The following is a 6,401-nucleotide window of genomic DNA, read 5'->3' as shown; positions in this document are numbered from 1 at the left end:
GTCAAGGGCTTCTTTCGTTTAAATACTTCCGTATTTCCCTGTACAGGCCATTGCATATCCTCCGTACTTCCCCGACCGGCGTTGCCCTAGAGCCTTCACTGTGCCTGCTCAAGCTCATCCCATCACTGCTCCTTTTCGAAAAGGCTTTGGCTCACTGGCTACAGTTCAATACATTGAAAGATTAAGGTTTGCCACTTTGATGAGATTTGATACGCTATAGATGCAATTCGCTTCGTTCCGATAGTCCTCGATGTTTTCGGGATAAATTTGTGAATATAACATTGATTTCAATCCATATTGCCATTAAAATAGCGCACTGTACGGTATGAAATGTGATTATGGTCACTTTTGATGTCAGATCTACTGGTGAAAAGTACCTTTCAGGATCTCAATTTTCGCTAAGTCATTTAGAACCAGCAGCCGAAATTAGTAACTAAGCATTGTAATGCGGTAATACAAAAGTGACGTACATCACTTTTGTACGCATTCCCCATCATTAAATTGTCATAAATTGCTGCTTACTTTTGAACCAGAATCAACAATTTAAGTAATGCAGTTAGAGCAATTTAATTACGACAACAAGATTGTCAGGAATTTCGGAATCGCTACCATTATTTGGGGAATAGTTGGTATGACCATAGGATTGCTTGTGGCGACGCAGCTTGTTTGGCCCCAAATGAACTTCGGATTGCAATTTACTACATTTGGCCGTGTACGTCCTGTGCATACCAATGCGGTGATTTTTGCTTTCGTAGGTAATGGTATTTTTATGGGAGTGTATTACTCCTTACAGCGGGTGCTTAAAGCAAGAATGTTTAGTGATGCTTTGAGCAAACTCCATTTTTGGGGTTGGCAATTAATTATTGTTGCCTCGGCTATTACTTTACCACTCGGTCTTACTTCAAGCCATGAGTATGCCGAAATGGAGTGGCCTATTGATATCGCAATTACCTTCATTTGGGTGGTATTTGGAATCAATATGTTCGGTACTATTATCAAACGACGCGAACGTCATATGTATGTCGCAGTTTGGTTCTATATTGCCACATTTGTTACAGTAGCCGTATTGCATATTGTTAACTCCATCCAATTGCCTGTAGCTGGCTGGAAAAGCTATTATGTCTACAAGGGCGTGCAGGATGCACTGGTACAATGGTGGTATGGTCACAATGCAGTTGCTTTTTTCTTGACAACCCCTTATTTGGGAATGATGTATTATTTCCTTCCTAAGATGGCCAACCGTCCAGTTTACTCTTACAAGTTAAGTATTCTTCACTTTTGGTCTTTAATCTTTATTTATATCTGGGCAGGTCCTCACCATTTGCTCTATACGGCGCTACCGGGTTGGGTACAGTCTTTAGGGGTTGTATTCTCCATTATGTTGATTGCTCCGAGCTGGGGCGGTATGATCAATGGCTTGTTGACCTTACGTGGTGCCTGGGATAAGGTACGGACAGAGCCTATGTTAAAATTCATGGTCGTGGCCCTTACTTGTTATGGTATGGCGACTTTCGAAGGCCCTATGCTATCTTTAAAGCAGGTGAATGCAATTGCTCACTTTACCGACTGGATCGTAGCACACGTACACGTAGGTGCATTGGGATGGAACGGCTTTATGACATTCGGTATTCTTTACTGGTTGATACCACGTATATATAAAACGGAGTTATATTCTAAAAAATTGGCATCAACGCACTTTTGGATAGGTACCTTGGGTATTTTGTTCTATGCGATCCCGATGTATTGGGCAGCTGTAGTACAAGGCTTGATGTGGAAAGAATTTACACCGGAAGGGGTTTTGAAATATCCCAACTTCCTTGCGACAACATTGGAAATTTTGCCAATGCACATGATGCGTGCATTAGGTGGTGCACTTTATCTATCGGGCGTGTTCCTGATGACGTTCAACTTGATCAAAACCATGCAAAAAGGGAAGCTTTTGGCCAATGAGCCTGCAGAAGCTCCTGCATTATTGCCGGTTCAAGTAAACGAACAGTCTCAACACCGTCGCCTTGAACGTAAGCCAATTTTATTTATGGTACTGGCTCTTATTGCCATCCTCATTGGGGGTATGGTGGAAATGGTGCCGACTTTTACAATTTCTAAAAACGTTCCAACGATTGCGAGTGTAAAACCTTATACAGCATTGGAACTTCAGGGAAGGGATCTCTACGTAAGAGAAGGTTGTGTAAACTGTCACACGCAAACTATTCGTCCATTTAGATCCGAAACCGCACGTTACGGAGAGTATAGCAAGGCGGGAGAGTTTGTTTACGATACACCGTTTTTATGGGGTTCGAAGCGGACGGGACCAGATCTGCATCGCATCGGTGGAAAATACCCAAATAAATGGCACTTTGATCACCTGTTGGATCCGACGATTACCTCGCCAGGAAGTATTATGCCAACATATCCTTGGTTGATCGATCAGAAGCTAGATAATTCTATTCTGAAAGATAAAATGAAAGCGTTACGGAAATTGGGAATTCCCTATACCGATGCGGAAATTGAACATGCTGAGCAGGATCTTACCAAACAGGCACAAAAAATTGCTGATGATCTAAAACAAAATCAAGTGAATGTGTTAGCTGACCGTGAGATTGTAGCTGTAATTGCCTACTTACAGCGATTAGGAACAGATATAAAAGCAGCTCCAAAAGTAGCTGATAATGTTAACGCAAATCAATAAAGCCATGTTTAAGCAAATAACAAATCTAAACGGCAGTGAGCTTTATCTAATTGCATCACTTTGGATCTTCTTGGTGTTCTTCATTTCAGTAGCAATCATGTTGTTTCGAATGAAAAAAGACTATGTTACCTATATGAAGGAATTGCCTTTGGAAGAAGATGAAACAGAAAAGAAACTGAATCATTCACCTGATAGTCTATAATATATGAGTTTATTATTGGATACTGCACCAGCTACCGCAGAAGTTGTTCAATCTACGATAGGATTCGGTACAGATAATTTATACACAGATATCTTAATTGTTGTATTGATCGTTGTGATGCTGGCTCTTCTTGCTTCGGCATTGATGGTCAATCGCGCGATGAAATCCATCATTAAGATTACCATGCCTGAATTGGCCAAGGAGGAAAAACTCAAAAAGGCGGCGAATAAGGGCTGGATGAAAAGGTCGTGGAACAAGATCATGGGGATCAGACCGATTTCAGAAGAAAAGGATATTGTTATAGACCATGAGTATGATGGTATCCGCGAATTGGATAATCCGATTCCGATCTGGTTTAATTTCCTTTTTTATGGAACGATTTTTTTCGGCCTTGTTTACTTATTTGTTTATCAGGTGTCGGGCATCGGAATGAACCAGGACCAGGAGTATGAACATGAGATGGTCGTTGCCGAGAAAGAGCGTCAGGCTTATCTTACTGCTTCTGCGAGCAATGTAGACGAAAGTAGCGTGGAGTTTCAGCCGGAAATGGCAGCTGATGGAAAAGCGATCTTTACCGCAAACTGTGTCGCTTGTCACGGTGGTAGTGGCGAGGGAGGCATCGGACCTAACTTGACCGATAAGTTTTGGCTTCATGGTGGCGAGATTAAAGATATCTTCAAAACCATTAAGTATGGTGTTCCTGATAAAGGAATGGTGCCATGGGAACAAACGTTAAGTCCTGCACAAATCGCACAGGTTGCCAGTTATATTATCACCTTAAGGGATACACACCCTGCTAATCCAAAAGCTCCGCAAGGTGAAGAGGTAACCTATGGTGGTGGCCAGGCTGCAAGTGGAGAGAAGGCGGCGGATGAGAGCAAAGCCGATCAGGCTGAAACAGAAAAAAAAGCAGAGTAGTAAATTGAAATAGCAATGAGTACAGTAGTCGTGAATAACGCCAATAACGGTGGATCTAAGTCAAAAAAAAGACAATGGATTTATGCCAAAAAACCGCAGGGAGAGCTTTACAAAAAGAGACAGTGGGTTGGGTATTCACTACTGCTGTTCTTGTTTGTAGTTCCTTTTATCAAAATAAATGGTGAACCGTTTCTCATGTTCAACATTATTGAGCGAAAGTTTTCCATCTTAGGAAATCTGTTCTATCCACAGGATCTCTACATATTCGTATTCGGCATGTTAATCGTGATGGTATGTGTGGTTTTGTTTACTGTTGTCTTTGGACGGGTATGGTGCGGATGGACTTGCCCCCAGACCATTTTTTTGGAATTAATATTTAGACGAATTGAATATTGGATCGAAGGTGATTGGCAACAACAAAAGAAATTGGATGCTGGACCCAATACGGATCAAAAACAATTGAAAAAGTTTTTGAAACATGGTATATTCCTGATCATATCATTTTTCATTTCAAATATCTTTTTGTCTTATATCATCGGTGTTGATGCACTGATGAAGATCGTCACTGATCCATTGGACCAACATATAGGTGGATTGATATCAATAATCATCTTTACATTGGTTTTCTATGGTGTGTTTGCGTACGTCAGGGAGATTGTATGTATTGCAATTTGCCCTTATGGCAGATTGCAGGGCGTACTCCTCGATGACCAAAGTATCACTGTCGCCTATGATCATCGACGTGGAGAGCCAAGAGGAAAACAGCAAAAGGATGCAACGACGACACATGGAGATTGTGTAGACTGCAAACTCTGTGTACATGTATGCCCCACAGGAATTGATATTCGAAATGGTCTGCAATTAGAATGTGTAAGTTGTACGGCCTGTATTGATGCCTGTGATACTGTCATGGACAAAATTGGAAAGCCTAAAAAGTTAATTGGCTTTTATCCAATGGGTGAGATTGAAGGAACACTGAAGAAAAAAAGCAATACGAGGGCAATAGCCTATTCTATCGTGTTGATTGCATTAATGTCGGTCTTTAGTTTTCTGTTGTTCAATCGTTCTCAGGTGGATGGAAGATTGCTTCGGGCAAAGGGAAGCACCTACCAGCTTCGTGATGATAAGACAATAAGCAACCTGTATTCTTTGGAATTGATTAATAAGTCTGGTAAAGAAATGCCTTTTAAATTGGTCTGTGATGATCCGCGTTTAACGATTCAACTGGTCAATCCTATTCAAAAATTGAGTAAAGATGGGCATGCGACACTGAGCTTTTTTCTAATTATCGCGAATAAGGATGTTGAGACCTATAAAAGTAATGTAAAATTAGCTATCTATTCGGGAGATAAGAAAGTGGAAAGTTTAAAAACCACTTTTATTGCGCCTCCGGGTATGAATTAAAATGAAAAACAATGAATTGGGGTACAAAGATTTTTTTAACCTTGGCGGTATTTATGTTGTGTATAGTCGGAGCTGGAATATATATGGTGAGTCATGATTCGGATAGTCTGGAAGAAGATGACTACTATGAACAGGGGCTGAATTATGATCAAGCTTACGAAAAAAAGCAAAATGTATTGATGATGAAGGAATCACCGACAATAGAAATCAGGCAAGATACCTTGTATATTCATTTTGTTTCCAAAGAAAATAAAGGGAAACTGCTGTTTCGAAAACCTTCGGATAATCGATTGGATAAAGAATTACCATTTCAGACAACCAGTAATTTATATACACTGCCCATTTCCACTTTCGATAAAGGAATGTGGAATTTGTATATTGACTGGAAGAGTGTAGGTAAAGATTTTTTGTTTGAAGAGCATATTTTATTTTAGTTTAACGAAATGAGCTATACCTATTTTGCATTTTTCATGGGATTGTTTGGAAGCATACATTGTGCGGTCATGTGTGGTCCATTAATTTTTGCTATTGAAGGAAGGCAGGGTTTTGGTTGGAACGTTTTTTTTAATAAAATACTGTATCAATCCGGAAGGGTACTGACTTATGGTTGTTTAGGACTTTTACTCGGTACGATCGGAACATTTGCGCAGATTCAAGGTTGGCAGCGAAGTTTGAGCTGGGCCACAGGTATTATTCTGATCGGAATTGCTTTATTCCAGCTTATTGGTAAGCATAATCGGAAAATCGCTAGCTGGCAGACGAAGGCTGTGCAGCCAGTTGTACGCTTATTGTCGAAATGGCTCTATAAACCGGGGGGGAGTTTTATTGCTGGCGTACTGAATGGCTTATTGCCCTGTGGTATGGTCTACATGGCACTCATGTCGTCCATAAATGCAGACAGTCCACAGCAAAGTTTCTTTTTTATGTTGTGTTTTGGCTTAGGAACTATCCCGCTCTTGTTTGCGTTTTCTTTTCTGGGAAATTTCTCCAGATCTTTCAAAATCGGATTTTCGAAATGGGTTCCCTTTCTCTATTTCTTATTGGGAATTTGGTTTATACTCCGGGGTGCCAATTTAGACATTCCTTATTTAAGTCCATTCATTCATGTCGATGGTGCAATAAACTGTGTTTAACGACAAACAATATGTCGATGCTAAGTATTATATTTGGTAAAACCCTTAGCACACA

Annotated in this window: 7 protein-coding genes; all 7 read left to right on the top strand. The window is 40.5% G+C overall.

Annotated elements, in window-relative coordinates; genetic code table 11:
• Positions 1-185: hypothetical protein (locus B2O97_RS25110; protein WP_286768337.1), on the top strand; the 185-nt coding region annotated here is incomplete at its 5' end.
• A 365-nt stretch (positions 186-550) separates the two neighbouring features.
• A complete protein-coding gene (gene ccoN, locus B2O97_RS25105) occupies positions 551-2,689 on the top strand; it encodes a cytochrome-c oxidase, cbb3-type subunit I (protein WP_070570421.1) in 2,139 nt (712 codons plus the stop codon).
• A gap of 4 nt (positions 2,690-2,693) precedes the next feature.
• Positions 2,694-2,891: a hypothetical protein gene (locus tag B2O97_RS25100; RefSeq protein WP_070570495.1), complete on the top strand. Its 198-nt coding sequence runs from the start codon at positions 2,694-2,696 to the stop codon at positions 2,889-2,891.
• A gap of 3 nt (positions 2,892-2,894) precedes the next feature.
• On the top strand, positions 2,895-3,809 hold the full coding sequence (locus B2O97_RS25095) for a cbb3-type cytochrome c oxidase N-terminal domain-containing protein (RefSeq protein ID WP_070570423.1): 915 nt from the start codon (positions 2,895-2,897) through the stop codon (positions 3,807-3,809).
• Positions 3,810-3,824: 15 nt separating this feature from the next.
• The gene (gene ccoG / locus B2O97_RS25090) at positions 3,825-5,213 is read left to right on the top strand and encodes a cytochrome c oxidase accessory protein CcoG (RefSeq protein ID WP_070570425.1); all 1,389 of its coding nucleotides are present in this window, start codon (positions 3,825-3,827) and stop codon (positions 5,211-5,213) included.
• An 11-nt stretch (positions 5,214-5,224) separates the two neighbouring features.
• Positions 5,225-5,647, top strand: a complete 423-nt coding sequence (locus tag B2O97_RS25085) for a FixH family protein (RefSeq protein ID WP_070570427.1) — start codon at positions 5,225-5,227, stop codon at positions 5,645-5,647.
• A gap of 9 nt (positions 5,648-5,656) precedes the next feature.
• Positions 5,657-6,346, top strand: coding sequence for a sulfite exporter TauE/SafE family protein (locus B2O97_RS25080; protein ID WP_115047675.1), 690 nt, complete (start codon positions 5,657-5,659; stop codon positions 6,344-6,346).
• Positions 6,347-6,401: the final 55 nt, after the last annotated feature.

Origin of the sequence: Sphingobacterium sp. UBA865, from assembly GCF_002295765.1 — a bacterium.
GTDB lineage: Bacteria > Bacteroidota > Bacteroidia > Sphingobacteriales > Sphingobacteriaceae > Sphingobacterium > Sphingobacterium multivorum.
Note: the sequence above shows the minus strand (reverse complement) of the source record. Positions and strands in the feature narration are given on the sequence as shown.

Bases quoted from the DNA above. Each gene is read 5' to 3' on its own strand.
- B2O97_RS25100 (WP_070570495.1), top strand. From the start codon at position 2,694: ATGTTTAAGCAAATAACAAATCTAAACGGCAGTGAGCTTTATCTAATT.
- ccoG (WP_070570425.1), top strand. From the start codon at position 3,825: ATGAGTACAGTAGTCGTGAATAACGCCAATAACGGTGGATCTAAGTCA.
- B2O97_RS25095 (WP_070570423.1), top strand. From the start codon at position 2,895: ATGAGTTTATTATTGGATACTGCACCAGCTACCGCAGAAGTTGTTCAA.
- ccoN (WP_070570421.1), top strand. From the start codon at position 551: ATGCAGTTAGAGCAATTTAATTACGACAACAAGATTGTCAGGAATTTC.
- B2O97_RS25085 (WP_070570427.1), top strand. From the start codon at position 5,225: ATGAATTGGGGTACAAAGATTTTTTTAACCTTGGCGGTATTTATGTTG.
- B2O97_RS25080 (WP_115047675.1), top strand. From the start codon at position 5,657: ATGAGCTATACCTATTTTGCATTTTTCATGGGATTGTTTGGAAGCATA.